Raw genomic sequence first — 23,554 nt, 5'->3', positions numbered from 1 at the left:
AGGAGGCGCCCCTCACACATGCGATGGTGCGGCGCCTACGCGGTCGCCGCCTCCGCGTCCGCGGTCCGGGCCTTCAGGGCGCGTTCCACGCCCGACCGGGACTCCGACATCAGACGGCGCAGGGCCGCGCTCGGCTCCGCCGAGGCGAGCCAGGCGTCGGTGGCCTCCAGGGTGGCCTCCGAGACCTGGAGGGCCGGGTAGAGGCCCACCGCGATCTGCTGAGCCATCTCATGGCTGCGCGAGTCCCAGACGTCCTTCACCGCGGCGAAGAACTTCTCCGTGTACGGGGCCAGCAGCTCGCGCTGATCGGTCTGGACGAAGCCGCCGATCACCGCCTCCTGGAGGGAGTTCGGGAGCTTGTCGGACTCGACGACCGAGGCCCACGCCGCGGCCTTGGCCTCAGCAGTGGGCTGGGCCGCACGGGCGGACGCCGCGTGGCGCTCACCCGCCGCCGTCCTGTCCCGCTCGTACTCGGCGGCGATCTCCTCCTCGTCCAGCAGACCGGTCGCGGCCAGCCGCTGCACGAACGCCCAGCGCAGCTCGGTGTCGACCGCCAGGCCCTGGATGGTCTCCGTGCCGTCCAGCAGCGCCTGGAGCAGGTCCAGCTGCTGCGGGTTGCGGGCCGTCGCCGCGAAGGCGCGGGCCCATGCCAGCTGGTGGTCGCTGCCCGGCTCCGCCGCGTGCAGATGGGCCAGCGTCGCGTCCGTCCACTGGTTCAGGAACGCCTCGTGGGACTCCGGCGCCGCGTACAGGTCCAGCGCCAGCTTCACCTGACGGTGCAGCGACTGGACGACGCCGATGTCCGACTCCTTGCCGATGCCGGACAGGACGAGCGAGAGGTAGTCCCGCGTCGCCAGCTCGCCGTCGCGGGTCATGTCCCAGGCCGAGGCCCAGCACAGGGCCCGCGGCAGGGACTCGGTGAAGTCGCCGAGGTGCTCGGTGACGACCCGCAGCGACTCCTCGTCGAGACGGACCTTCGCGTACGAGAGGTCGTCGTCGTTGAGCAGGATGACCGCCGGGCGTGCGGTGTCCGCCGGGAACGGGACGGCCGTGCGCTCGCCGTCGACGTCCAGCTCGATCCGCTTCGTACGGACCAGCTTGCCGGCCCCGTCGAGGTCGTAGCAGCCGATCGCGATGCGGTGCGGGCGCAGTGTCGGCTCGCCCTTCGCACCGGCGGGCAGGGCGGGAGCCTCCTGGAGGACCGCGAAGGACGTGACGTGACCGTGCTCGTCCGTCTCGATCTCCGGGCGCAGGATGTTGATCCCCGCCGTCTCCAGCCACGCCTTCGACCAGGTCTTCAGATCACGGCCGGAGGTCTTCTCCAGCGCGCCCAGCAGGTCCGAAAGACGCGTGTTGCCGAAGGCGTGCGCCTTGAAGTACGCCTGGACACCCGTGAAGAACTCGTCCATGCCGACGTACGCCACGAGCTGCTTCAGGACCGAGGCGCCCTTCGCGTACGTGATCCCGTCGAAGTTCACCAGGACGTCGTCGAGATCGTTGATCTCCGCCATGATCGGGTGCGTGGAGGGCAGCTGGTCCTGCCGGTACGCCCAGGTCTTCATGGAGTTGGCGAACGTGGTCCAGGAGTGCGGCCACTTCGAGCCCTCGGCGTACGCCTGGCAGGCGATCGAGGTGTATGTGGCGAACGACTCGTTCAGCCACAGGTCGTTCCACCACTCCATGGTGACCAGGTCGCCGAACCACATGTGGGCCAGCTCGTGCAGGATGGTCTCGGCCCGCACCTCGTACGCGGCGTCCGTCACCTTCGAGCGGAACACGTACTGGTCGCGGATCGTGACCGCGCCCGCGTTCTCCATCGCGCCCGCGTTGAACTCCGGGACGAAGAGCTGGTCGTACTTGGCGAAGGGGTACGCGTAGTCGAACTTCTCCTGGAACCACTCGAAGCCCTGCCGCGTGACCGCGAAGATCTCGTCCGCGTCCAGGTACTCGGCCAGCGACGGGCGGCAGTAGATGCCGAGCGGGACGGACTGGCCGTCCTTCTCGTAGCTGCTGTGCACCGAGTGGTACGGGCCGACGATCAGCGCCGTGATGTACGTCGAGATGCGCGGCGTCGGCTCGAAGGACCAGACGTGGTCCTTCGGCTCCGGGGTCGCCGAGTTCGAGATGACGGTCCAGCCCTCCGGCGCCTTCACCGTGAACCGGAACGTCGCCTTCAGGTCGGGCTGCTCGAAGCTCGCGAACACCCGGCGCGCGTCCGGCACCTCGAACTGCGTGTACAGATACGCCTGCTCGTCGACCGGGTCGACGAACCGGTGCAGACCCTCGCCCGTGTTGGTGTAGGCGCAGTCGGCGACGACCTTCAGCTCATTGGTGCCCGCCAGCAGATGCGGCAGCGCGATCCGTGAGTCACGGAAGACGGCGGCGACATCGAGCGACTTCCCGTTCAGCTCGACATCGTGCACCGCCGGGGCCACCAGGTCGATGAAGGACTCGGCACCGGCTTCGGCGGAGTCGAAGCGCACGGTGGTGACGGACCTGTAGGTGCCGCCCTCCTGCGCTCCGGAGAGGTCGAGATCGATCTCGTACGCGTCCACGGTCAGCAGGCGCGCCCGCTCCTGTGCCTCTTCGCGGGTCAGATTGGTGCCAGGCACGCGGTCATCTCCTTGATGTGCTACTTGGACCGACCGGCAGATGGCAGCGGTCGATCTTGCTATGCGGCGTTTCCGGCCATCCTTCCACGCGGCACCACACAGTGCGATGTCCGTTTTCCGCCGGACGCGGACGGCGGGCGCCGCCACCCTCGAACCATGACCGGATACGAGGCACGTCCCATCGAACCCACCGCCCTCAAGGAGCTCCGCGACACCGACGACGCGGGGCATCCCTGCCTCCCGTACACCGCCGTGGAGAGCGGCAGCCCGCTGCGCTGCTGTCTGCGCGGCGCCGAGCCGGGGGAGCGGATCGCCCTGGTCTCCTACGCGCCGCTGCGCCGCTGGGCGGCCGCGGCGTGGGCCCGGCCGGGTGCGTACGACGAACAGGGGCCGGTCTTCATCCACGCCGAGGAGTGCGGGGGCCCCGCCCCGGAGCGGGCGGGCTACCCGTTCGCGCGGACCGGGGCGCTGCGGACCGTCCGGCGCTACGACGCGGAGGGACGGATCGTGGGAGGGCGGCTGATGGAGATCCCCGCGGACCACGATCGCGGGTTCGACACGGCCTTCGACGAGGCGTTCGCCGATCCGGCGGTGGCGCTGGTGCATGTGCGGGCCGTGGAGTACGGGTGTTTCCAGTTCGAGGTGCGGCGCGGCTGATCGCGCCACGCGCCGGAGGCCCGCCGGTGCCCGCACCCCTCCCTCGACGCCGACGGGCGGCCACCGTGTGCCGGTGGCCGCCCGTCGGGGCGTACGGAGCCGGATGCCCGGCGGCGTACGGAGGTCAGCCCTGGAGCTCGGCCGCCACCAGCTCCGCGATCTGCACGGCGTTCAGCGCCGCGCCCTTGCGGAGGTTGTCGTTGGAGACGAAGAGCGCGAGGCCGTGCTCGACGGTCTCGTCGACCCGGATACGGCCCACGAACGTGGCGTCCTTGCCGGCCGCCTGGAGCGGGGTGGGGATCTCCGAGAGCTCGACGCCCTCCGCGTCCTTCAGCAGCTCATAGGCGCGCTCGACGCTGATCGGCCGGGCGAAACGGGCGTTGACCTGGAGCGAGTGGCCGGAGAAGACCGGGACCCGGACGCAGGTGCCGGACACCTTGAGCCCCGGGATCTCCAGGATCTTGCGGGACTCGTTGCGGAGCTTCTGCTCCTCGTCCGTCTCGAACGAACCGTCGTCGACGATCGAACCGGCCAGCGGCAGCACATTGAACGCGATCGGACGCTTGTAGACCGCCGGCTCGGGGAAGTCCACGGCCTCGCCGTCATGGGCCAGCCTGTCGGCCTCGGCGACGACCTTGGACGCCTGGCCGTGCAGCTCGGCGACACCGGCGACACCGGAGCCGGACACCGCCTGGTACGTGGCCACGGTCAGCGTTTCGAGACCGGCCTCGGCGTGCAGCGGGCGCAGCACGGGCATCGCGGCCATGGTGGTGCAGTTCGGGTTGGCGATGATCCCCTTGGGGCGGATCAGCGCCGCGTGCGGGTTGACCTCGGAGACGACCAGCGGGACCTCGGGGTCCATGCGCCAGGCGGAGGAGTTGTCGATCACGACGGCACCCTGGGCGGCGACCTTCTCCGCCAGCGCCTTCGAGGTCGCGCCACCGGCCGAGAAGAGCACGATGTCCAGGCCCGTGTAGTCGGCCGTGGAGGCGTCCTCGACGGTGATGTCCGCGCCCTGCCACTCGATCGTGGAGCCCGCCGAACGCGCGGAGGCGAAGAGCCGCAGCTCGGCGACCGGGAACTTCCGCTCGGCCAGGATCCCGCGCATGACTGTGCCGACCTGACCGGTGGCGCCGACGATTCCGACCTTCACAGGATCTCCTCTGTACGTGTGTGCGGCCCGCTTGCCGCATCCATGATGCGTATGTCCCTGCCCGCCTTGTCCAATCCATTGTCCGGCCTGCGGACTCCCGGCCCTCGGACCGAACGTTCTGCCGTGTTCCGGCGTCTGAGGGGAAACATCTTCAGGGGGAGGCAGTCCTTGCTGGGACGGAAGGCGTCGGGCGCGGGGGAGGACCCGCTGTCCCCGGCGCAGGTGGACAGGGTCAGGGCCGTACTGTCCCTCGGCGGTGTGCCGTACGCCGATCTCCAGGACGGTGTGCAGCAGATACGGCTGCGCCTGCTGGAGCGCGCGGCGAGCGGCAAGGAGGCACCGCGTGACGTCGGCGCCTGGGCGGCCGTGGTCGCCTCGAACCTGGCGGCCGACTGGCACCGCGGCCGCGGCCGGCAGGAGCGGATCGGCGCCCGGCTCGCCGCGCTGACCCCGCCGGACGGCGCGGCCGAGGGCGGCCAGGAGGCACGGCTGCTGGCCCTCACGGTCGCCGCCGGGCTCGACGAACTGCCCGGACCGCAGCGCCAGGCCCTGGTGCTGCGGTTCTACGCGGACCTGTCCGTACCGCGGATCGCCGCCGAGCTGGGGATTCCGGAAGGCACGGTCAAGAGCCGCCTGTACGCGGCGGCCGGGGCGATGCGCGAGCGGATGGCGCTGCTGCGCACGGACGAGGTGGTGTGACGATGAACACGGGCGAGCCGTACGGATCGGACGAGCTGATGGCCGTGCTGCTGGGGGAGCCGGCGCCTCGGGACGGGGGGAGCGGCACCGCGGCCCGGTACGCGGCGGCGGAGCGGGACCTCGCGGTGCTCGGTACACAGCTCCGGCTGATCGGGGACGCACTGGCCGCGGCCCCGGAGCCGGCCGCTCCGGGGCCGCCCGCACGGCGGTCCCGGTGGCGGGTGCTGGCACTGGCCGCGTCGCTGGTGGGCGCCGCCGCGCTGGCCGGCACCGGGATCATGTGGTCGGTGGCGCGGCCCTCGGACGGAAGGCACGGTGACGCCAAGCCGACCCACGAGGGGATCATGGCCTGCGCCCGCCTCGTCGTGGACGGCACGGTGAACCGTACCGAGCGGGTCGCGCCCGGCCTGCGCGTGGTGCTGGACGTCGAGCGCCGTCTCAAGCCGGAGCGCGGCCCGCGCCAGGCCGTGTTCCTCGTGCCGGGCAAGGACGCCGACCACTATCCGCCCGGCGCCCGCATGGTCGTCAGGGTGTCGCGCTTCCCCGGCGAGGGGGTCGACTCGTACACGGCGGCGGCGGACCGGGCGGCGGCCTGGGAGTGGATGTCGGCCGCGCTGCCGGGCTCCCGTGACGTGGAGTGCTCCGGGCCCGGCTGACGGCTGTGACAGCCCGGACCCGGCTCCGACTGACGGCCCCGGGCCCGGAGCACCGGCGTGGGACGTGTAGCGGCGCGGGACGTGCAGCGGGGCGGGAGCTCCCGGGAGAGCGCCCGCCCCGCTGGCCGTTCAGTGGGTCACCGGTCCGGTGACCCACCGGTCGGACGGCTCACCGAGCCGTCGGACCGGTCGTTACGGCGTGACCTTCTCGATCACGACGCTGCCGGTGCCCGCCGCGGTGCCGCGGGGGTTGACCAGCTGGACCTCGCCGAAGAACTGCCGGCCCTCGGGAGCCGCTCCGGCGACCAGGACCTCGGCACCGACCTGGGCCGAGGCGCCGTTGGCCAGGTTCACGGCCTTCGACTCGTCGACCTTGATCGTGCCGAGCGACGGCGAGTAGAACACGTCGCGGTAGGCGAACTCGGTGGTCCCGGCCGGGACCGAGTAGCCGTCGACGACGACGGTGTACGTACCGGCGGCGGGCTTGACCAGGCTGACCGACTCCTCGGAGCCCGCGGTGGTCGACTTGCCGGCCTCCTTGTCGCCCTTGAAGACGTACAGGTCGATGTCCGCGTTGGCGTCGGAGGTGCCGCCGATGGCGACGTCCAGCTTCTCGACACCCTCACCGATGGTGACCGTGGTCTCGTAGGTCCCACCCGTGGAGATCGACGGGCGCTCGACCTTGGCCGAACCCAGCGAACCGCCCTTGAGCTTGCCCTCCAGGGCGGCGGCGCTGTTGGTGACCTTCCAGTTCACCGCGGCCGGGCTGCCGATCTTCGCCTCGGCGATGGTCTGCACGGCCGGGTCGAAGGACGCGCCGAGCAGGCTGACATCCAGCTTGAACGGGTTGTCCAGCAGCGGCGACGTACGACGCGACTCGACCTCGATCTCCCAGACGCCGGGCTGCGGGTCCTTGTAGGAACGCACGTCCGGGCGGCAGGTGTTGGCCGGGTTCTCGTAGTTCGGGTAGCAGTAGATCGTGGCGCTGTCCTCCACCGCGACCCCGTAGGGGTGCAGGGAGATGAACCGCGTCTGGCTGCCCGAACGCAGGGCGCTGAGGGCGACCTCAAGGGTCTTGGCGCCCTCCGGCACGTTCAGGAAGTACGACGTGCTGCTGTTGCGCTGCACCGAGCCGGACGCCTTGAACGCGTAACCCGGCTTCTTGAGGTCGGTGGCGACGACGACGGTGGTGAGGATCTGGTGGTCCACACCGACGGTCTTCTTGTCATCGACCTTGAGGATCGCGCTGTGCACCCCGGTGCTGCCGGGCTTCGCCTGGACCTTGACGGTCACCGGCTTGCCGAGCGGCAGCGAGACGGTGCTCGGACCGGTCAGCTTGAAGGTGCCGTCGTTGTTCTTCCACGACAGCGTGTGCTTGACGTTGCGGTCCGGGCCCGTGGTGCGGGTGACGGTGACGTCGTACGACTTCTTCTGGCCGGCCTTCAGGCCGCCCTCACGGTCGTACAGGCCCGTGCCGAAGCCCGGGTCCTTGAGCGCGAAGTCGATCGCGGTGTCGACCGGGGCCTTCACCGTGTACTCGTGCGCGGTGGCGCCCTTTCCGATGGCCTTCCAGGCACCGACGATGTCGATGAGACCGGCACCCTGGGCGTGCGCGGGCACTCCCTTGATGTGGGTGGCGGTGCTGGTCAGCGCGGTGCGCAGATCGGCCGGCGGCAGCTCGATGTTCTTCTGCTTCGCGGCGGACAGCAGCAGCGCGGTCGCACCGGCGGCCTGCGGCGAGGCCATCGAGGTGCCCTGGAGCATGGAGTAACCGGCCGGCAGGTCGTAACCCGCCTCCTTGACCGGTCCGCCCGGGAACCAGGTCTGGGTGGTGTTGATGGACGCACCCGGCGCCGTCAGGATCGGCGCGAAGCCGCCGTCCTCACGCGGACCGCGCGAGGAGAAGGGCAGCATGTCGTACTTCTTGGTGACCTTCGAGCCGTAGTTGGCGGCCCAGGTCTCCTTGGAGATGGACGCGCCCACCGAGATGACGTGGTCGGCGAGACCGGGGTCACCGATGGTGTTGACACCCGGGCCGTCGTTGCCGGCCGAGATGACCAGCTGGACGCCGTAGATGTCGATGAGCCGCTTGTAGAGCTCGGCGCGCGCGTTGTTGCCGTCGTTCAGCGGCGGCAGGCCACCGATCGACATGTTGACGACGTCGACACCGCGGTTCACGACGAGGTCGATCATGCCCTCGGTGAGCGCGATGTTGGTGCAGCCGCCGGTCCAGGTGCAGGCACGCGAGGAGACGATCTTGGCGCCGGGCGCCGCACCGTTCATCTTGCCGCCGAACAGGCCGTTGGCCGCGGTGATGCCCGCGACGTGCGTACCGTGCTCGCTCTCGATGACACCGATGCTGACGAAGTCGGCCTTGGCGCCCGCGGCGTTGTAGACGACGTTCTTGCGGGTCTCGACGACGAACGGGATGCGCTCGACGACGTCGGTGCGCGGGTCGTCCTTGCCGAAGTAGGCGACCTGGTGCTTGTCCTTGTACGGCTTCAGGACGGTGTCGTCGGCGAAGTTCGCGTTGCCGTTCAGGTCGACCCGCGTGGTGCCGGTGACCGGGTCGTACAGCACGCCCCATGTGTCGGTGGTGTCACCGTCACGGTTGAGGTCGCCCGCCATGTCGCCCCCGAGCGTGGCGGACTCCTTGAACAGGCTGAACCGGTACGAGCCCGCGGGCGCCGAGTACGTCTTGCCCAGGGCCGTGAACGTCGGGCCGGTCACGGACTCCGTCATCCGCAGCCAGGTGCCGTCCTCGTCGTCGACCGGGTCGGTGGCGGTCACCCAGTCGACGATCTTGCGCTCGCCGGTGGTGGTCTTCTGGAGGGCCGGGTGACCGAGGTCGACTCCGGAGTCCAGGACACCGATGGTGATCCCACGGCCGTCGGCCTTCGGGTGCTGCTTGACGAAGTCGACCGCGCCCGTCTCGAAGGACGGGTTGTACGGGTTCTTCGCCGGCGTCTTCCTGCCCGGGGCCGGGTGACTGCCCGTGGACTTCGCCTTCTTCGCCCCGGCGGCCCGGTCGCCCTTGGGCGTCGGGTCGTCCAGCTTGATCTCCTGCTTGAGATCGATGCCGAGGACGGACGACAGCTTGGAGGCCGCCTTGATCGTCGACTCGGCCGAGGCGGTCGGTACGGTCGCGCGGACATAGCCGAGCTTGTCGTACGTCTGCCCCAGCACGGACCCCTTGACGGCGTCCAGCTGCTTGGTGACCTGCTCGGTCGCCCCCGGAGTGGTGGCGACCATCATCGTGACGTTCTTCTCGCCCTCGGCCTCGGCCTTGGACAGCACGTCGGCGTCGGCCTTGCCGAGCTTGTCGCCCTTCCCGCTCGTGGCGGAGGGCTTGACGGGCGCGGTGGCCGGGTCGTCGGCGGCGAAAACCGGGGCGGCACCGGAGGCGGCCAGTGCGGCCACCAGACCGGCGGCGGCCGCGATACGGGCCGCGCGTCTCGCCCCGGGTATGGAGCTGGGGGATTCCTTGGTCATCAGCATCCCTGTATCTGAAAGTGAGAGTCCGGAATTCGGTACCGGATGACCGCTCACCCTGTCGTAAATGACAGGGGTTTGTGGAGAGTTGACGGAGACGAGAAATGGACATGGCGTAGATCCGCCAGTGGGTCCGATGCGTCACGAGTGATGAATGGGGTCAAAAAGGCGCCACGGAGGCCCTCATCGGGGCAGGACCATCACATACGCGGCCGGTTCGCGGTCACCCGCCGCCATCAGCGCCGTACGCACCACGGTGGCCTGTTGCTCCGCCGCCTCGCGCAGTTTCCTCGGCGTGACATGGACGACGGTGATTCCGAGCCGCTCCAGGTGCTCCCGCTCGGCGGCGTACGCGGACCACCGCGCGCCCTGCTCCTCCTGGCGCCCGTCGGCCGTCGCGCTGTGCCCGGAGGTGCGGATGTCCAGCCCGAGGGCGACGGCCTCATCGGGCCAGTAGGCGTCGACCCCGCCCAGCGGCGGGCCGCCCGGCAGCCGCAGCTCCACGTTCCACAGCGGCTCCGGCAGCCCGTGTGTGCGCACCATGTCGTACAGCCGCAGCTCCGCCTCGGCCCGCCCCTCGGCCAGCAGCGACTCCACGGCGTCCACCACCTGCGCCCGGCCCAGCAGCTTCGCCGCGCTCAGCTCCCGTACGAGGGCGGCGCTCTCGCCGTGCCCGTCCCGGACCGCCTCGGTCAGCAGCCGGCGCACGGCCCCCGCGTCCGTGAGCTCTGCCACCGCGTCGGCCACCGCCCGCTCCACCGGTGCGACCGGCAGCCCGGCGACGCGCTCCGGCTCCGGCAGCCCGGCGGACCGGAGCACCTGGACGAACCGGGTCGAACGCAGCCGCCGGGAGCGCGGTACGAGCACATCGATCCGGTGCAGCGACATCAGGTGCGGCGCGGAGGCGAACCCGTGCAGCGTGAGCGCCGCGAGCCCCGTGACCATCGCCTCCCCGTACTCCGCCCCGCCGTGCGCGGGCGCCGGGGCCCGCCGCCCGGAGACCGGCGGGCGGCCCGCGTACAGCAGGGCGCCGTGCAGCCGTTCCGCCCCCGAGGGCTGACCCGGCCGCAGCAGGTACACCCCCGGCAGCAACTGCTGCCAGGGGCCGCCGCCCAGGCACTGCGCGGCGGTCTGCGCGGCGGACACCCCCCGTACCCGCAACTGGGCGGCGGACAGCACGCGTTGCCGCACCTCGTGGAGGTGATTCAGGGGGCAGGGGGAGAGTGGGGTGTTCTGGGTCATGCCCCGGGGTTTCCCGCTCACCCACAGGTTGCTAACCCCTGTTACACGCCCGTCGACAATCCAGGACAACGCCGTCCTAAAGTACGGGCGTTCGAGAGCCGAAAAGCACCGTCACGCAGGGGATTGTGCGGGGCGCCAGGGACGGGTGTGCGAGCGCCGCCTCCGCGCCGCTCGCACACCCCGGCTCACGCCCTCCGGCTCACGCCCTCCGGTCGCACTCCTGGCCGCGCAGCGCCCGCGCCAGGTCGTCGCGGGCCTCCAGGACCAGCCGGCGCAGCGCCGGGGCCGCGTCCGGGTGCGAGGTCAGCCACGCGTCCGTCGCCGCGAGCGTGGCCGGGTCGTCCTGGAGTCCCGGGAACAGCCCCGAGACCACATCCATACCGATCTGGATGGAGCGCTCGGCCCACACCCGCTCGATCGCGTCGAAGTACGCGGTCGTGTACGGCGCCAGCAGCTCGCGTTGCGAGGACTGCACGAAGCCCGCGATCGTGGCCCCCACCAGGGCGTTGGACAGCTTGTCCGACTCCACGACCGCCGCCCACGCCTGCGCCTTGACCGCGGCCGAGGGGCGCGAGGCCAGACAGCGCACCTGGTGCCGCTTCCCGGATGCCGTGTCGTCGCGGGCCAGTTCGGCGTCGATCACCGACTCGTCGGCGACCCCGTGCGAGGCCAGCGGGGACAGGAACGCCCAGCGCAGCTCCTGGTCGACGTCCAGGCCGTCGATCCGGGCGGTGCCGTCGAGCAGCCCGGTCAGCAGCTGGAAGTCCGCCTCCGAGGTGGCGACCGCCGCGAAGAACCGGGCCCAGGTCAGCTGGTGCTGGCTGCCCGGCTCGGCGAGGCGCAGCTCGTGCAGCGCACCCTCGGACAGGGCCTGGCCGCCCTCCTCGCGCCAGGCGGGCGCGGCGTAGTGCACCAGGGCCGACTGCGTCCAGGCGTGCAGCATCTGGAGCACGCCGATGTCCGTCTCCCGGCCGGAGAAGGCCAGCACCAGGTGGATGAATTCGCGGGCGGGCAGCAGACCGTCGCGCGTCAGGTTCCACAGCGCCGACCAGCACAGCGCCCGTGCGAGCGGGTCGGTGATGTCGCCCAGGTGCTCGCGCAGGGTGGCGAGGGACACCTCGTCGAAGCGGACCTTGCAGTAGGTCAGGTCGTCGTCGTTGACCAGGATCAGCTCGGGCCGCTCGGCCCCGGCCAGCTCCCCGACCACCGTGCGCGGCCCGGCGACGTCCACCTCGGCGCGGGCGTAACGCACCAGGTCGCCGTCCGGGTTGCGCCGGTACAGGCCCACCGCGACGCGGTGCGGGCGCAGCTCCGGGTGCGACTCGGCGGCCTCCTGGAGCACGGCGAGCTCGGTGATCCGGCCGGCCGCGTCGTACGTCGCGACGGGGCTGAGCACATTGACGCCCGCCGTCTGGAGCCAGGAGCGCGACCAGGAGGTCATGTCGCGGCCGGACGTCTCGGCCAGCACCGACAGCAGGTCGCCCAGCCGGGTGTTGCCGTACGCGTGCCGCTTGAAGTAGCGCCGGGCGCCCTCCAGGAACGCGTCCCGTCCGACGTACGCCACCAGCTGCTTCAGTACGGAGGCGCCCTTGGCGTACGTGATGCCGTCGAAGTTCAGCTTGGCGTCCTCCAGGTCACGGATGTCGGCCGTGACCGGGTGGGTGGAGGGCAGCTGGTCGGCGCGGTAGGCCCACGCCTTGCGGTTGTTGGCGAAGGTGGTCCAGCCGTTGGTGAAGCGGGTCGCCTCCACCATGGAGAAGGTCCCCATGAAGTCGGCGAACGACTCCTTCAGCCACAGGTCGTCCCACCACTGCATGGTGACCAGGTCGCCGAACCACATGTGCGCCATCTCGTGCAGGATGACGTTGGCCCGGCGCTCGTAGGACGCCGAGGTGACCTTGCCGCGGTAGATGTACTCCTCGCGGAAGGTGACGCAGCCCGGGTTCTCCATGGCGCCGATGTTGTACTCGGGCACGAACGCCTGGTCGTACTTCCCGAAGGGGTACGGGTAGTCGAAGTGGTCGTGGAAGAAGTCCAGGCCCTGCTTGGTGACGAGGAAGATGTCGTCCGCGTCGAAGTGGCGGGCGAGCCCCTTGCGGCACATCGCGCCGAGCGGGATCTCCAGCTGGGAGCCGTCGTCGAAGGTGCGGGTGTAGTGGTCGGTCTCGTAGTGGTACGGACCGGCGACGACCGCCGTGATGTAGGTGGAGATCGGCTTCGTCTCGGCGAACCGCCACACCTCGCCCTGGTGGGACTCCTCGGCCCCGTTGCTCCAGACCCGCCAGCCCTCGGGCGCCGTCACCTGGAAGCGGAAGGGTGCCTTCAGGTCGGGCTGCTCGAAGTTCGCGAAGACGCGCCGGGCATCGGCCGGCTCGTACTGCGTGTAGAGGTAGACCTCGCCGTCCTCCGGGTCGACGAAGCGGTGCATGCCCTCGCCGGTCCGGCTGTACGCGCACTGGGCGTCGACCACCAGGACGTTCTCGCCCTCGGCGAGGGCGTCCAGCGCCACCCGGGTCCCGTCGAAGACGGCCGCCGGGTCCAGTGCCGTGCCGTTCAGCGTCACCGCGTTCACGCGCGGCGCCACCAGATCGGCGAACGACGAGGCCCCGCCGCGGGCCGCACGGAAGCGGATGGTGGTCAGCGAGCGGAAGGTACGCGGACCGGTGCCGTCGGCCTCCCCGTCGTCCCCGCCTGGCTCCCCGATGGCGGAACGCAGGTCGAGGGCGACCTCGTATCCGTCGACGGTCAGCAGCTCGGCCCGCTCATGGGCCTCGTCGCGGGACAGGTTTTCACCGGGCACGGGCACTCCTTCGTGACGCGCGTTTTCTGTCGTGTTCGAACACCTTTGATCCTCCCATGTGGCTCGGGACGCCGGAATCCGGGAATGGGGGGACCGCCCCGCGGTGTTCTGCCGGACAGGTGGGAACCGCCCTCTTGAGGAGAGACATGTCTGACAACAGCACGGCCAACGGCAGGACTCCGGTCGATTTCTGGTTCGACCCGCTCTGCCCCTGGGCGTGGATGACCTCCCGCTGGATGCTGGAGGTGGAGAAGGTTCGCGACGTCGAGGTCCACTGGCATGTGATGAGCCTGGCCGTCCTGAACGAGGACAAGCTCGACCAGCTGCCCGAGGAGTACCGCGACCTCCTGGAGCACAAGGCATGGGGCCCGGTCCGGGTCGTCGTCGCCGCCCAGCAGAAGCACGGCGACAAGGTCGTCGGCCCCCTTTACACCGCGCTCGGCACCCGGTTCCACAACAAGGGCGAGGGCCCGACCCGTGAGGCGATCATCGGCGCCCTCACGGACGTCGGCCTGCCGGCCGAGCTCGCGGAGTACGCCGATTCCGACGCGTACGACACCGAGCTGCGCGCCTCCCACAAGGAGGGCATCGACAAGGTCGGACAGGAGGTCGGCACCCCGGTCATCGCCGTCCCGGGCGCCGACGGCGAGCAGATCGCCTTCTTCGGTCCCGTCGTCACCCCCGCCCCCAAGGGCGAGGAGGCGGCGAAGCTGTGGGACGGCACCCTGCTGGTCGCGTCCATTCCGGGCTTCTACGAGATCAAGCGGACCCGGACCCAGGGCCCGATCTTCGACTGACGTATCCCGAGGCGCGGTGGGCGGGTGGTGCGGGGTTCCGGCCGGAACCCCGCACCACCCGCCCGTTCCCGCGTCCTCTCGCCGAACGGAAGGGGACCGGCCCATGCGCGTGCGCGCGGGGGAGGCGGCGGAAGCCGCGGAACTGACCGAACTGGCCCTGCGCTCCAAGGGCCACTGGGACTACGACGAGGACTTCCTGGCCGCCTGCCGCCAGGAGCTGACCATCCACCCGGCCGACGTGGTCCCCCGGCGGACCGCGGTCGCGGAGGAGCACGGCCGCGTGCTGGGCTTCACCACCCTGGACGGGGACCCGCCCGAGGGGGCGCTCGGCATGATGTTCGTGGACCCGGACGCGATGGGCCGGGGCATCGGGCGCCTGCTGTTCGCCCACACGATGGACGAGGCCCGCCGTCTCGGCTTCACCCGTCTGACGATCGACGCCGACCCGAACGCGGAGCCGTTCTACGTGGCGATGGGCGCCGTCCGCATCGGCGCCACCCCGTCCGGCTCGATCCCGGGCCGCGAGCTGCCGCTGCTGGAGGTCGCCCTGCGCTGACGCCCCGCCGATCGCGTACGCAGAGTGTCCCGGGCCCGTTGTCAGTGCATCGCCCTACGGTGACGGGCATGAGAATGACTGCGGAGATGATCACGATCGACTGTGCGGACGCGCGTGCGCTGGCCGACTGGTGGGCCGGTGCGCTCGGGGTGGAAGTGGCGCAGGACTACGGGGAGTTCGTCATCCTGGCGGCCCAGCCGCTGGTGCTGGGTTTCCAGCAGGTGCCCGAGCCGAGGGCCGGCAAGAACCGGGTCCACATCGACTTCTCCTCCGAGGACCGGGCCGCCGACGTGGAGCGGCTGGTGGGGCTCGGCGCCGTCGTCGTCGGTGAGCACGAGATGCCGGGGCTGGCCTGGACGACCCTTCAGGACCCGGTGGGCAACGAGTTCTGCGTCTCCGGCTGAGCGGAGGGGGAGGGCGGGTCCGCCGGAGCGGACGTAATCCGGTGGATCCGTCCCCGCCCCGTTGTTACGGTGCTCGCACCTTCACGCGGGACCGACCGCGGGTGACCTCTGGGCGTATGCCCTGGAAAGCAGTTGATGTATGCCCAGGCCAGTGCTTCCGAGCTTCCCTCGCCGCGCCTCCCGCGCCGGGGGGACGGGACCTGCCCGCATGCGACTGTTCGCCGCTCCGCGCTGACACACCATGCCGTCCGGCCCGTGACCCCTGCCCCGTGACGCCGTGCGCCGAGGGCTGCTCGGTACTTCCCTGCTGCTTCGTTCCTCACCTTCGGCAAGGAGTATCCGGGTGTCACCCGACAACCCCCAGCACCGCTCAGCCATGTCCTCCATCGGCACCTTCACCTGTGTGCGCTGCGGACTGACCGTCGCCGCGCTCGCGCCCGACGGCAGCCGCCGCAACCACTGCCCCAGCTGTCTGCACTCCAAGCATCTGACCGACCACATCGAGGGCGGGCCCTCCGGCTGCGAGGGCCGGATGACCCCGATCTCCATCGCGGTGCTGCGCACCGGCGACTGGATGGTCGTCCATCGCTGCACCCGCTGCGACGAGCTGACCTCGAACCCGGTCTCCGGGGACGACAACCAGCTGATCCTGATGCGGATGGCCGTGCGCCCCCTGGCCCAGCCACCCTTCCCGCTCGAAGCGTTCGGTGACCTGTGAAACGGGCCCGAGGACTCCGGAGGAAGGCGGGAGGAGGCGACCGTGCCGCGACGTAGACCCCGGCGGGACGGCGGTCACCGCCCCCAGCGGCCCAAGGACGTACTCCACGGACCGGCCGGGGCGCGTGGCGACGCGTTCCGGTGTGCCGGCTGCCGGCTCGACGTACCGCTGGTGGCGCCGGGCACCGCCCACCGCAATCACTGCCCGCACTGTCTGGCCAGCCTGCACGTCGACCGGCGGATACCGGGCGACCGGGCGGCGGGCTGCGGCGGACGCATGGCGGCGCTGAGCCTGTCGGTGCGCCAGGACGGGGAGTGGACGGTCATCCACCACTGCCTGAGGTGCGACGAACTCAGCGCCAACCGCATCGCGGGCGACGACAACCCGCTGGCACTGATGCGGCTCGCGCTGCGACCGCTGACGGACACCCGTATCCCCGTACGGGCGCTGCTCGCGCTGTGACACGGCGGGGCGCCCGGAACCCTCCGGGCGCCCCTGGGCCGGTGGGCTCGCAGCGCCCACCGAGTGTTCGCCCGAGGCAACGGTCCACGGCGGGCCCCCGGCCCCGGCCCCGGTCCACGGCGGGCCCCCGGCCCCGGTCCGCGCCCTGCCCGTGGCGTTGCCGCGCGTGTGTTCCGGTCCGCGCGGATAATGGGACTGTCTCCCGAGGGGGCAAGCGGGCAAGGAGTCGTACATGACGACCTACTGGAGTAGGCGCCACGCTGCCTGTGCAACTGTCGCGCTGACGCTCACCCTTGCTACTGCTCCGATCACCGCACACGCCGTTCCGGCGGAGTCGCGGGCCGATCGGGGAACTGCGAGGGCCCTTGAGCCCTGCGCGGAGGCCACTTCACCCGTTACTGTCGCGCCCGGTTACGACGGCCTGTACACCCACGACGCCGACATGGTGTCCGGTTGCTCGGTGGTCACGAACGTCGGCACCCTGCCCCTCCAGCTCTGGAGCGACAACGGCAGCGTGATCGGTGCGCCCGCGCGTCCCGCGACGCCGGCGGGCTGGGCCGCCGAAACCGCCGCCCGGCAGATCCTGCTCGGGCTGCCTCAGGGAAGGGTGGTCGTCCTGCCTGGAGAACGGGCGGTGCTGTACCAGTCACCACCTGCGTACACCGTGGATGTGGTTCCCCTCGAACTCACCCAGGAGGCCGTTTTCGCGGCGCAGTACGCCGGATTGGCCCGGGACCTCGCCGAGCGCGACGGAGTCCGAGTCGTTCCGCTTCCGCTGTACAACCGCTTGGGCAACGCCATCAACAAGTGTGCGAAAGCCGCGGCCGGTACATGGAACGAACTGAGGCAGGAGGGGGGAGCGAACTCGCTGGCGGACATCTTCGACCGGGCGAAGGGCCTCCCCTCGTGCAAGACCGCCTACAGCATGCTCGACCCCAGCTCCACAAGCGCCGACAAGCCCTCGCTCCTGGAGAAGTGGCGCCAGCGGGTCACCCGCTTCAACGTCAAGTGGAACATCCGGCTGACGGACGACATCGTCACGCGCATCCCCAGCACCCTGGGAAAGCTCCACAGATGACATCCGCGTGAAGGCGGGCGGGAGCCGAAGCCGAAGTCGGGAGACGGCTACGGCGACGGCCTCAACCGCCGGATCTCGGCGTTCACTTCGGCCGAACGGGCGCCGCGGCCTCCAGTTCCTCGACGCTGCCGGACATGACCGTGCGGATGTGCTGGGTGAGGTGCTCGGTGGGCCAGTCCCACCAGGCGACGGCCAGCAGGCGCGCGACGTCCTTCTCCTCGTACCGGGTACGGATCAGCTTCGCCGGGTTCCCGCCGACGATGCCGTAGTCCGGTACGTCCGAGACGACGACCGCCCGCGAGCCGATGATCGCGCCGTGCCCGATGCGGACGCCGGGCATCACCGTGGCTCCGTAGCCGAACCAGACGTCGTTGCCCACCACGGTGTCGCCCCGTCCCGGCAGACCGGTCAGCAGGTCGAAGTGGTCGGCCCAGGCGACGTCCATGGAGGGGAAGGGGAAGGTGGACGGGCCGTCCATCCGGTGGTTGGCGCCGTTCATGAGGAACCGCACCCCGGTGCCCAGCGAGCAGAACTTTCCGATGACGAGCCGCTCGGGCCCGTAGTGGTACAGCACATTGCGGGTCTCGAACTCCTCCGCGTGCTCCGGGTCGTCGTAGTACGAGTACTCCCCGACCTCGATCAGCGGGGAGGTCACCAGCGGTTTCAGCCGCACCACCCGTGGCTGACCGGACAGCGGGTGCAGGACGGTGGGATCGGCGGGAACGGGGCTCACGGGCACAGGGGTCGCTTCCAGGTGATCGGTCGGCAGGGGCAGGCCCATCGTGGCAGCCGCCGACCCGCGGCGACGTGCATTTTCTTGCCGACCCTAGTAAGTTCCTCAAGGGAACTCACCCGGTGACCAGGGAGAACGCATGACGCAGGCGCAGTGGACCGCGGTCGACAACTACTTCAACGGCTTGCTGGTGGGGCCCGACGCGGCTCTGGACGCCGCCGTCGGGGCGAGCGACGCGGCGGGTCTGCCCGCGATCCAGGTCGCACCCAACCAGGGCAAGCTGCTGAACATGCTGGCCCGGCTCCAAGGGGCGCGGACCATCCTGGAGATCGGCACCCTCGGTGGATACAGCACCGTCTGGCTGGCGCGGGCGCTCCCGGCGGGCGGCAGGCTTGTGACGCTGGAGGCCGATCCGGCGTACGCCGAAGTCGCCCGTGCCAACATCGCGCGCGCCGGGCTCGCCGATGTCGTCGAGGTCCGGGTCGGGCCGGCGCTGGAGACACTGCCCGCGCTCGCCGCCGAGGGGTACGGGCCGTTCGACATCGTGTTCATCGACGCCGACAAGCCCAGCAACCCCGACTACCTCGCCTGGTCCGTCGAGCTGACCCGGCCCGGCAGCCTGATCATCGCCGACAACGTCGTACGCGACGGGGACGTCGTCGACGCCGACAGCACCGACCCGAAGGTGCAGGGGGTGCGCCGGTTCACCGAACTCGTCGCGGCCGACCCGACGCTGAGCGCCACCGCGCTCCAGACCGTGGGCGACAAGGGATACGACGGCCTGATGGTCGTGCTCGTCACCGAGGGGGCGTAGCCGGGGCGTGTGCGGGCAGAGAAGAGCCCCCGCGAGTCATGTCCTCGCGGGGGCTCTTCGTTCATCCGCCTGCCGGGTGAAGGTTGAGAAGACGATCACGAGGCAGGACGCCTGGGGATCGTCAGGTGGCGAGCAGGAGCACGTCCGCGCGCTCCTTCGCGGCGGCGTACCGCTTCGCCACGTCCTGCCAGTTGACGACGCGCCACATCGCCTCGATGAAGTCGACCTTCTGGTTCTTGTACTGCAGGTAGAAGGCGTGCTCCCAGGCGTCGAAGACCAGGACCGGGACCGAACCCTGGCCGACGTTGCCCTGGTGGTCGTAGACCTGCTCGACGATCAGCCTGCCGCTGACGGGCTCGTACGCGAGGACGCCCCAGCCGGAGCCCTGGGTGGTGGCCGCGGCCTTCGTCAGCTGGGACTTGAAGCCCGCGTACGAGCCGAACGACTCGGTGATCGCGTCGGCCAGGTCGCCGACGCCGTCCGCCGCGAGGGGCTCGCCGCCGCCGTCACCCGTCATGTTGTGCCAGTAGATCGAGTGCAGGATGTGGCCGGAAAGGTGAAACGCGAGGTTCTTCTGAAGGCCGTTGATGGCGCCCCAGGCTTCCTTGTCGCGGGCCTCTTCCAGCTGCTCCAGGGTGTCGTTCGCACCCTTCACGTACGCGGCGTGGTGCTTGTCGTGGTGCAGCTCGACGATCTGGGGATTGATGACCGGTTCGAGCGCCGCGTAATCGTAAGGGAGCTCCGGGAGCGTGTACGTGGCCATGATGCGAACCCTCCGACTGCTGGGATTGCCGTCCAGTTGTTATTGCAACCTATATGCAGGAGCAGGCTAACAGCAGGAGGGTTCGTCCGTGATCAGCCCTTCGGCCTAGGTCTCCCGGCGGGCGACGGCGGGCGACGGGTGGGCGCGCGAGGGCGGAGCTACGGCCGCAGGTCCTCCCGCGCCGCCGCCGCGATGTCCGGGAAGTCCGTCACCACCGCGTCCACGCCCTGCCCGTAGTGGAAGGCGTACTCGGCGAACGCGTCACCGAAGTCGTTCGGTGCGGTGCCCCGGCGGTACTGCGCCGGGAGGTACTGGTTCTCGGCGCGGAAGGTGTACGCACCGACCTTCAGGCCCGCCGCGTGCGCGTCGGCCAGCAGGGTGAGCGGCGGGACGAGGGAGGACTTGTCCGGGCCGATCCAGTCCGCGTACGAGGCGATCTCGCGCAGTCCGGCCGGAGTCATCATCTCCTTGTAGGTGCGCCCGTGGCCGTACGGGCCGCCGCTGGTGCCCAGTGCCTGCCAGAGCGGCAGCCCGAGCCCGGCCCCGGCCACCCGGTGCAGGCTGGACGGTTCGAAGGACTGGACGACGCATTCCCGGGCGGTGAGACGGTTGCGGCGGATCACCCGGATCAGCTCCGGCTCCAGCGGCAGACCGATCGAGCGGAAGTACGTGGGGTGCTTCGTCTCGGGGAAGACCGCGATCCGGCGGCCGTACTCCTTCGACAGGGCGCGGGCCAGATCGATGACCTCCTGGAACGTCATGACCTGCTGGCGGCCGTCGAAGACCGTGTTGCGGTTGCGGATCAGCGGCAGCCGCTCCACCGCCCGCAGCGTCTTCAGCTCCTTGAGCGTGAAGTCCTCGGTGAACCAGCCGGTGACGGCCTTCCCGTCGACCGTCTTCGTGGTGCGGCGGCCGACGAACTCCGGGTGGCGGGCGACATCCGTCGTGCCGGAGATCTCGTTCTCGTGGCGCACGACCAGGACGTGGTCCTTCGTCGGTACGAGGTCCGGCTCGATCCAGTCCGCGCCGGACCGCACACCGAAGGTGTAGGCGGCTGCCGTGTGTTCGGGGCGCCAGCCCGCCGCGCCGCGGTGGCCGATGACCACGGGGCCCCGGGGGCGGTGCGGACGGCGGTCCGCGGCGGAAGCGGGCGTGGTCGCCGCCGCCGCTGTCACCGCGGCGGTGGCCAGAAGGAGCGAACGGCGGCCTGGGGCAGGGGACATGGGATCTCCTCGGGTGGGCGGTAGGACCACCAAAGCGATGGGGGGTTACGGCCGGGCGGCCGGCGGCTTGCCGGGTCATGTACGGCCGTGGGTACGGGCCCGCGTACCGGGCCGTGTACGGGTCCTGCGTACCGGCCCGCCTACCGGCCCGTGTACGGGCATGGACAGCGCGTCGGTACCGGGCGCGGGCGTCGGCGGGCTCCGCTACAGCGCCACCGACGGGCTCCCGGTGGTGCGGGCCCGGGTACGGGCGTCGGCGAGGCGGGCCAAGTGGTCCTCGTACACCGTCGCGTAGAAGGCCGCCCGCCGCGGATCCGGCGACACCACCGCCGTGGGCGCCGTCCAGGACGCCGTGTCCAGCTCCGCCCCGAAGCGCTCGGCCGCCGCGAGCACCGCACCCCGCGCCCCCACCTCCCCCTCCACGATCCGGACCGGCCTGCCCAGCACATCGGCGAACAGCCGCATCCAGGCGGGGGAGCGGGTGCCGCCGCCGCACAGGGCCAGGGTGCCGGTCAGCCCCGCGGCCTCCAGACAGTGCCGGGCGGCGAAGCCGATGCCTTCGCAGACCGCGCGGATCAGGTCCGCCGGGGTCGACTCCAGGGACACGCCGGTGAGTTCGGCCCGCAGCCGGGGCTCGACGAACGGGGCGCGTTCGCCGGACGGGGCGAAGTACGGCAGCACCCGCACGCCGCGCGCGCCGGGCGGCGTCGCGTCGAGGAGGGCGTCGATCTGCCGGTGGCGTACGCCGGTGGTGGCCAGGACCCAGTCCAGCGCCGCCGTGCCCACCATCGCGGGCATGGCGCGCAGCCAGTGGCCGGGACGGTCGGTGGAGATGTGCAGCCCGGCCGGTTCGCCGGACAGATCGAGACGGTCGGTGGCGACCAGCGCGGCCAGACAGGTGCCGACGATCAGCAGCCCGTCGCCGGGGCGGGTGACACCCGCGCCGAGCGCGGAGGCCGGCAGGTCGTACGGGCCGTTGGCCACCGGCACCCCGGTGGGCAGCCGGGCGGTCGCCACCGGGTCGCTCACCGGAGGCAGCAGCCCGGCCCGGCGGGTGAGGCCGAGCGCGGCCAGGACCTCGGGGGAGTACGCCCGGGTCACCGGGTCCAGGAACGGCATCGAGGCGTCGGAGACATCGGTGGCCCGGACCCCCGTCAGCCGCTGGAACACCATGTCCTTGCAGTACAGCGCCGTGGCCGCCGCGTCCAGGGCGGCGGGTTCATGGCGGTCGAGCCAGGCCAGTACCGGCCCGGGGCAGCCCGGGAACATCGCGCTGCCGGTGGCCCGGTAGACCTCCTCGAAGACCCCCGACGCCAGCCAGCCGCCGACCTCCTCATGGGCCCGGCCGTCCATCCAGGAGATCGCCCTGCGGACCGGGCGGCCCGCCGCGTCCACCAGCCAGACCCCGTCGCCCTGCCCGGTGAGACCGGCGAACGCCACCCCGTCCGGGCCCAGCGCGGCAAGGACCTCGCGGACCGCCCCGTACACCTCGTCCATGTCCTGTTCGACCCGGCCGCCGCGGATGTCCAGCCCGACGGGGCGGGACTCCACGGCCAGGGTGCGGCCCCGTTCGTCGAAGGCGGCCGCCTTCACCAGCGAGGTGCCGACATCGATCCCGACGTACCTGGTCACGGCGCATGGCCTCCGGTCAGAGGAATTCGAGGGAGTGCGGGCGGTGTCGCGCGGTCACAGGACGTGGGCCAACGGCTCGTCCCGCGCGTAGCGCGCGACCTCGTCCGCCGCGATCCGGGCCGCCTTCTCGGCGACGGCACGGCTGGCCCCCGCCACATGCGGGGTCATCAGCAGATGCGGGGTCCGGAACAGCCGGGAGGACGCGGGCGGCGGCTCCTGCTCGTACGTGTCGAGCGCCGCGGCCCCCAACTGACCCGAATCCAGCGCGTCGCAGAGCGCGTCGGTGTCCAGCAGCCCGCCCCGTGCCGCGTTCACCAGCACCGCCCCGCGCGGCAGCAGGGCCAGCTCGCGGGCGCCGATCAGATGCCGGGTCTCCGGGGTCAGCCGGGCGTGCAGGGTCAGGACCCGGGAGCGGGCGAGCAGCGCGTCGAGCGAGGCGGCGCGCATCCCGTGCACGTCGCCGCGCACATAGGGGTCGTACACCTCGACCTCGGCGCCGAACGCGCCGAGCACCCGGGCCACCCGGCTGCCGACCGCCCCGTAGCCGATCAGACCGACCGAGACGTCCTCCAGTTCGAGGCCGGCCTGCTCGTACAGGAAGTGCGAGGCGTCCCAACGGCCCTGGGTGCGCAGGGTCTCGTGGGCCTCGGGGATGCGCCGGAGGGCGGCCAGCAGCAGGCCCATGGTGAACTCCGCGGTCGCCGCCGCGTTGCGCCCGGGGGCGAAGCACACCCGTACGCCCCGGGCACGGGCCGCCGCCGCGTTCACATTGACCGGGCCGCCCCGGCAGACGACGACGAGCCGCAGCCGGGGCGCCGCCGCGAGGACGCGCTCGGTGAACGGCCCCATCTGCGTCACGCACACCTCGATCCCGTCCAGGGCCTGGATCAGGGCGTCCTCGGCGTCGCTGGCCTCGTCGACCTCACCGACCCTGCCGAACGGCTCCAGGGGCCAGGGGAGGGTGAGTTCCGTGATGTCCGCGTCGCCCGCCACCGTCCGGCGCAGGGCCTCGGTGATCAGCGAGGCGCGGACGAAGTGGTCACCGGCTGCCAGAATCCTCATC

20 protein-coding genes are annotated in these 23,554 nt (G+C 71.2%); 10 read left to right on the top strand and 10 right to left on the bottom strand.

The window, feature by feature from the left end:
• Positions 1-35: 35 nt before the first annotated feature.
• Entirely contained in the window at positions 36-2,612 is a 2,577-nt protein-coding gene (pepN, locus tag A6A29_RS25630) for an aminopeptidase N (RefSeq protein ID WP_073723249.1), read from the bottom strand.
• Positions 2,613-2,768: 156 nt separating this feature from the next.
• Here pepN (A6A29_RS25630) and A6A29_RS25625 point away from each other — a divergent pair, with 156 nt between their 5' ends.
• Complete coding sequence (locus A6A29_RS25625) at positions 2,769-3,269, top strand: DUF1203 domain-containing protein (protein ID WP_073723247.1); 501 nt, start codon at positions 2,769-2,771, stop codon at positions 3,267-3,269.
• 124 nt (positions 3,270-3,393) lie between these two features.
• On the opposite strand, the gene A6A29_RS25620 is transcribed toward A6A29_RS25625, so the two are convergent.
• Positions 3,394-4,422, bottom strand: coding sequence for an aspartate-semialdehyde dehydrogenase (locus A6A29_RS25620; RefSeq protein WP_073723245.1), 1,029 nt, complete (start codon positions 4,420-4,422; stop codon positions 3,394-3,396).
• Positions 4,423-4,569: 147 nt separating this feature from the next.
• Between A6A29_RS25620 and A6A29_RS25615 the strand changes: the two genes are divergently transcribed.
• On the top strand, positions 4,570-5,121 hold the full coding sequence (locus tag A6A29_RS25615; protein ID WP_385727487.1) for an RNA polymerase sigma factor: 552 nt from the start codon (positions 4,570-4,572) through the stop codon (positions 5,119-5,121).
• Positions 5,122-5,123: 2 nt separating this feature from the next.
• Positions 5,124-5,777 carry a hypothetical protein gene (locus A6A29_RS25610; protein WP_073723243.1) on the top strand — a complete coding sequence of 218 codons (654 nt, stop codon included), beginning with the start codon at positions 5,124-5,126 and terminating at the stop codon, positions 5,775-5,777.
• 192 nt (positions 5,778-5,969) lie between these two features.
• Here the strand turns inward: A6A29_RS25610 and A6A29_RS25605 are convergent, their stop codons facing one another.
• From A6A29_RS25605 to pepN (A6A29_RS25595), 3 genes are all read right to left on the bottom strand, one after another.
• Positions 5,970-9,275, bottom strand: a complete 3,306-nt coding sequence (locus A6A29_RS25605) for a S8 family serine peptidase (protein WP_198953241.1) — start codon at positions 9,273-9,275, stop codon at positions 5,970-5,972.
• 177 nt (positions 9,276-9,452) lie between these two features.
• Positions 9,453-10,511 carry a hypothetical protein gene (locus A6A29_RS25600; protein ID WP_073723241.1) on the bottom strand — a complete coding sequence of 353 codons (1,059 nt, stop codon included), beginning with the start codon at positions 10,509-10,511 and terminating at the stop codon, positions 9,453-9,455.
• 199 nt (positions 10,512-10,710) lie between these two features.
• Positions 10,711-13,311, bottom strand: a complete 2,601-nt coding sequence (gene pepN / locus A6A29_RS25595) for an aminopeptidase N (RefSeq protein WP_073723239.1) — start codon at positions 13,309-13,311, stop codon at positions 10,711-10,713.
• Positions 13,312-13,457: 146 nt separating this feature from the next.
• Here pepN (A6A29_RS25595) and A6A29_RS25590 point away from each other — a divergent pair, with 146 nt between their 5' ends.
• From A6A29_RS25590 to A6A29_RS25565, 6 genes are all read left to right on the top strand, one after another.
• The gene (locus A6A29_RS25590; RefSeq protein WP_073723237.1) at positions 13,458-14,108 is read left to right on the top strand and encodes a mycothiol-dependent nitroreductase Rv2466c family protein; all 651 of its coding nucleotides are present in this window, start codon (positions 13,458-13,460) and stop codon (positions 14,106-14,108) included.
• 103 nt (positions 14,109-14,211) lie between these two features.
• A complete protein-coding gene (locus A6A29_RS25585) occupies positions 14,212-14,664 on the top strand; it encodes a GNAT family N-acetyltransferase (protein WP_073723235.1) in 453 nt (150 codons plus the stop codon).
• A 68-nt stretch (positions 14,665-14,732) separates the two neighbouring features.
• Positions 14,733-15,068, top strand: coding sequence for a VOC family protein (locus tag A6A29_RS25580; RefSeq protein ID WP_073723233.1), 336 nt, complete (start codon positions 14,733-14,735; stop codon positions 15,066-15,068).
• A gap of 376 nt (positions 15,069-15,444) precedes the next feature.
• Entirely contained in the window at positions 15,445-15,786 is a 342-nt protein-coding gene (locus A6A29_RS25575) for an RNHCP domain-containing protein (RefSeq protein ID WP_073723905.1), read from the top strand.
• Positions 15,787-15,828: 42 nt separating this feature from the next.
• Positions 15,829-16,248, top strand: a complete 420-nt coding sequence (locus A6A29_RS25570; protein WP_073723231.1) for an RNHCP domain-containing protein — start codon at positions 15,829-15,831, stop codon at positions 16,246-16,248.
• A 232-nt stretch (positions 16,249-16,480) separates the two neighbouring features.
• Positions 16,481-17,326, top strand: a complete 846-nt coding sequence (locus A6A29_RS25565) for a hypothetical protein (RefSeq protein WP_143197078.1) — start codon at positions 16,481-16,483, stop codon at positions 17,324-17,326.
• Positions 17,327-17,408: 82 nt separating this feature from the next.
• Here the strand turns inward: A6A29_RS25565 and A6A29_RS25560 are convergent, their stop codons facing one another.
• The gene (locus tag A6A29_RS25560; RefSeq protein ID WP_385730561.1) at positions 17,409-18,059 is read right to left on the bottom strand and encodes a CatB-related O-acetyltransferase; all 651 of its coding nucleotides are present in this window, start codon (positions 18,057-18,059) and stop codon (positions 17,409-17,411) included.
• Between the two features lie 139 nt (positions 18,060-18,198).
• On the opposite strand from A6A29_RS25560, the gene A6A29_RS25555 reads away from it, so the two are divergent.
• Positions 18,199-18,873: an O-methyltransferase gene (locus tag A6A29_RS25555; RefSeq protein ID WP_073723227.1), complete on the top strand. Its 675-nt coding sequence runs from the start codon at positions 18,199-18,201 to the stop codon at positions 18,871-18,873.
• A gap of 121 nt (positions 18,874-18,994) precedes the next feature.
• Here A6A29_RS25555 and A6A29_RS25550 read toward each other — a convergent pair whose 3' ends face one another.
• The 4 genes from A6A29_RS25550 to A6A29_RS25535 form a co-directional block, all read right to left on the bottom strand.
• Positions 18,995-19,636 carry a superoxide dismutase gene (locus tag A6A29_RS25550; protein ID WP_073723225.1) on the bottom strand — a complete coding sequence of 214 codons (642 nt, stop codon included), beginning with the start codon at positions 19,634-19,636 and terminating at the stop codon, positions 18,995-18,997.
• Between the two features lie 158 nt (positions 19,637-19,794).
• Complete coding sequence (locus A6A29_RS25545) at positions 19,795-20,859, bottom strand: glycerophosphodiester phosphodiesterase family protein (RefSeq protein WP_073723223.1); 1,065 nt, start codon at positions 20,857-20,859, stop codon at positions 19,795-19,797.
• A 204-nt stretch (positions 20,860-21,063) separates the two neighbouring features.
• Positions 21,064-22,491, bottom strand: coding sequence for an FGGY-family carbohydrate kinase (locus A6A29_RS25540; protein ID WP_073723221.1), 1,428 nt, complete (start codon positions 22,489-22,491; stop codon positions 21,064-21,066).
• 54 nt (positions 22,492-22,545) lie between these two features.
• On the bottom strand, positions 22,546-23,553 hold the full coding sequence (locus A6A29_RS25535; RefSeq protein WP_073723901.1) for an NAD(P)-dependent oxidoreductase: 1,008 nt from the start codon (positions 23,551-23,553) through the stop codon (positions 22,546-22,548).
• Between the last annotated feature and the right edge of the window lies 1 nt (position 23,554).

Source organism: Streptomyces sp. TSRI0281, from assembly GCF_001905125.1.
GTDB lineage: Bacteria > Actinomycetota > Actinomycetes > Streptomycetales > Streptomycetaceae > Streptomyces.
The sequence above is the reverse complement of the archived record's forward strand: the minus strand, read 5'-3'. Positions and strand labels throughout refer to the sequence as shown.

What these genes read in the sequence shown, in the direction of transcription:
- A6A29_RS25625 (WP_073723247.1), top strand. Translation starts at nt 2,769, where the DNA reads ATGACCGGATACGAGGCACGTCCCATCGAACCCACCGCCCTCAAGGAG.
- A6A29_RS25610 (WP_073723243.1), top strand. Translation starts at nt 5,124, where the DNA reads ATGAACACGGGCGAGCCGTACGGATCGGACGAGCTGATGGCCGTGCTG.
- A6A29_RS25605 (WP_198953241.1), bottom strand. Translation starts at nt 9,275, where the DNA reads ATGCTGATGACCAAGGAATCCCCCAGCTCCATACCCGGGGCGAGACGC.
- A6A29_RS25600 (WP_073723241.1), bottom strand. Translation starts at nt 10,511, where the DNA reads ATGACCCAGAACACCCCACTCTCCCCCTGCCCCCTGAATCACCTCCAC.
- A6A29_RS25590 (WP_073723237.1), top strand. Translation starts at nt 13,458, where the DNA reads ATGTCTGACAACAGCACGGCCAACGGCAGGACTCCGGTCGATTTCTGG.
- A6A29_RS25585 (WP_073723235.1), top strand. Translation starts at nt 14,212, where the DNA reads ATGCGCGTGCGCGCGGGGGAGGCGGCGGAAGCCGCGGAACTGACCGAA.
- A6A29_RS25580 (WP_073723233.1), top strand. Translation starts at nt 14,733, where the DNA reads ATGAGAATGACTGCGGAGATGATCACGATCGACTGTGCGGACGCGCGT.
- A6A29_RS25575 (WP_073723905.1), top strand. Translation starts at nt 15,445, where the DNA reads ATGTCCTCCATCGGCACCTTCACCTGTGTGCGCTGCGGACTGACCGTC.
- A6A29_RS25565 (WP_143197078.1), top strand. Translation starts at nt 16,481, where the DNA reads ATGACGACCTACTGGAGTAGGCGCCACGCTGCCTGTGCAACTGTCGCG.
- A6A29_RS25555 (WP_073723227.1), top strand. Translation starts at nt 18,199, where the DNA reads ATGACGCAGGCGCAGTGGACCGCGGTCGACAACTACTTCAACGGCTTG.
- A6A29_RS25550 (WP_073723225.1), bottom strand. Translation starts at nt 19,636, where the DNA reads ATGGCCACGTACACGCTCCCGGAGCTCCCTTACGATTACGCGGCGCTC.
- A6A29_RS25545 (WP_073723223.1), bottom strand. Translation starts at nt 20,859, where the DNA reads ATGTCCCCTGCCCCAGGCCGCCGTTCGCTCCTTCTGGCCACCGCCGCG.
- A6A29_RS25535 (WP_073723901.1), bottom strand. Translation starts at nt 23,553, where the DNA reads ATGAGGATTCTGGCAGCCGGTGACCACTTCGTCCGCGCCTCGCTGATC.